This is a genomic window from Veillonellaceae bacterium, from assembly GCA_012523975.1.
Classification (GTDB): Bacteria; Bacillota; Negativicutes; order JAAYSF01; family JAAYSF01; genus JAAYSF01.
Window position 1 is genome coordinate 1 of sequence record JAAYSF010000022.1, and the last position, 2412, is coordinate 2412.

At 39.3% G+C, this 2412-nt stretch carries 3 protein-coding genes; all 3 read left to right on the forward strand.

Features of this window, described 5'->3' with window-relative positions:
* The coding region (locus GX348_03560; GenBank protein NLP41264.1) for a hypothetical protein at positions 1-779 on the forward strand (779 nt) is incomplete at its 5' end.
* Between the two features lie 381 nt (positions 780-1160).
* Positions 1161-1634, forward strand: coding sequence for a hypothetical protein (locus GX348_03565; GenBank protein ID NLP41265.1), 474 nt, complete (start codon positions 1161-1163; stop codon positions 1632-1634).
* A gap of 12 nt (positions 1635-1646) precedes the next feature.
* On the forward strand, positions 1647-2174 hold the full coding sequence (locus GX348_03570; protein NLP41266.1) for a hypothetical protein: 528 nt from the start codon (positions 1647-1649) through the stop codon (positions 2172-2174).
* Positions 2175-2412: the final 238 nt, after the last annotated feature.

A 2412-nucleotide genomic window follows, 5' to 3' on the forward strand; every position in this document is an offset into this window, starting at 1 on the left:
ATGAAGCTATGCAACGCATGGCATTATGGGATGAAGGTGGCACTAATAAGATTCTACTTCATGCGGTAGCTGGTGGAATCATGTCTAGTCTAAGTGGTAATGGATTTTCCACTGGCGCAGCAAGTGCTGGATTAAACGAAGCTGTTCAGAATGAATTAGCGAAGATAAAGGATTCCGGTCTTCATCAACTAGCGAGTGCTATTGTAGGAGCAACTGCTGCTGAAATTGTTGGAGGTAATGCACAAGCAGGAGCTAGTACTGCTGTAAGTGGAACAAAAAATAATTGGCTAGAATCCGGGCATCGAACGTTATTATCCGAGCTAAGATCGAGCGGGTTTAGTAATGAGGATATAGTATCGTTGGCAGCTGCAAGCAAGGATGCAGATAAGCTTACAAATCAGGCTAATAACCCGCTACACGCAATGCCAGAATCGTCACTAGTAGATATTAAGAACGAGTTCGCCCAAAATATTAAGTTAGCAATTGCGTACGAAAAGGATGGCAATCACGAACGCGCAATGTACTTTTTGGGATATGCTATGCATACAGCACAGGATTTTTCTTCCCATTATTCGAGAGGTGCTAATGGGAGTCTGATACCAGGGCATATAACTAAGTCGCCGGATGATCCGAATAATAATCCGCAGCTATTTGAGCAGGCTAAAGATACAACCCAAAAGGTAGCCGAAATGTTTAAACAAGGATTAGTTAGAGACATAGCATCAGAGGGTTATATAGATAATCAGAAACTAGACAAGATATTTAGCGGAGGACAATAATCACCACTGCAGAAATGGGACAACGGGGACGTTCCTTATTTGTCATCTAGCTATCCCACGTACATAGTTAAATTACTGAATACTGAACGTGATGCTATGATTAGATGCTTAAGAGAAACAGGAGAACTTTCTCTCTTAGGGAAATTGAGAGAGCCACCGGAATATCTAGGCGTAATAGCAAAGATTTGAGAGAAGGTGACGAAAAAGGAACGTCCCCTTTGTCCAATGGGTGAGTGTTATTATTGGTTCTGCTGCGTCAAAACTAGCTGGTGGTGACGCTTTCGCAGGGGGGACAGCCGCACTCTATGGCGAAAATATAACAATGCGTTTCATGCAGTTAGGTCGGGTTTAAAGGTATTATCGCGCCTCGGACCTAACGGGATGAAGATACTTAGACAGCTTGGTTTTGCCTCAGAACAAGAGGTTCTTGCCAGCGAGGCAAATAGCTTAAAGTTTCTTGAGCAGTTTAATATTTGGCAAGCTCGGATAGTCGGGTTTAGGAATACGGCTTTTGATTTCGCTGTACAGGGAACGAAAAATCCGCAGGCATCCGAAGTAGTGTTAGGGAAATATATACCTAATAGTGTAGAATCATACGAGGCAATAGCTGCATCACGCGGAGCCACTTACTTCCAACTTAATAATTGGTCAAGGTTAGCAACTGAGTTTGGTGAGGAAAGTATGTGGCTTATTAATAGATCGTTTTTACAACAGCAAATTGCAAATGGCAAGAATATTATACTAACTCAAAATCCAACTTCGGCAACAGGATATTTTGCTAAAGAAGTAAATTATCTAAGTGAATTAGGCTACAAATTTGTACAAGAGGGAACCGTTTGGCGAGCGATTAAATAGGGGGCAATGTTTATGAGCGAAGATGGCTTGGCAAAAGCAAAAACGATGTTCTTTCGTTATCAGGGCAATTTCTTTTATATGAGTCGAGACGGGGAGTATGAAGAATATAAAAAGTATAATATTCCAAAAGAGCAGGAACTAATCTGGAAAGATGAATTAGTTATGCAATGGTACAATAAGCTATCTTTCAAAGATACAGTAGCTTTTCAAAATCTAGCTGCGATTGCAGAAAATTATGAGGATTATAGTATAGTCGAAAGGTTAATTAAATTTGTCGCCGATAATTTGAATGAGGGGGATTCGTTAATCAAGCTAGTTTACGCTGAAATCTTGTTAAACATAGCGTGCCCAAAAGAATTATTAAACGCAAAATTAGAAACAGTGACAGATCTTTTGAATTACGTAAAAAATAACGATATAACAATAGATTCTGGCTGGATAAAGAAAGGTTTTGCTGAACTTCCTAATAAAGACTATGTTCTAAATAGATTAAAGAACGATTTAAAGCGGACGATGGAAATTAAAGAAATGTATGAGTAAAGGAAAATGGTTTTAAATGTCAGGAATGTATATTGCACATCTGAGACGACCAACAAACTAAACGTCGAATGAAATGAGGAATGATGAATGACGTATTTACAAAAAAGACTAATAGGACAACGGGGACGTTCCTTATTTGTCATCTAGCTATCCCACGTACAATAGTTAAATTACTGAAGATTAAAAGTGATGCTATGATTAGATGCCTAAGAGAAAGAGGATAACTTTATCTCTTAGG

Bases quoted from the DNA above. Each gene is read 5' to 3' on its own strand.
- GX348_03565 (NLP41265.1), top strand. From the start codon at position 1,161: ATGAAGATACTTAGACAGCTTGGTTTTGCCTCAGAACAAGAGGTTCTT.
- GX348_03570 (NLP41266.1), top strand. From the start codon at position 1,647: ATGAGCGAAGATGGCTTGGCAAAAGCAAAAACGATGTTCTTTCGTTAT.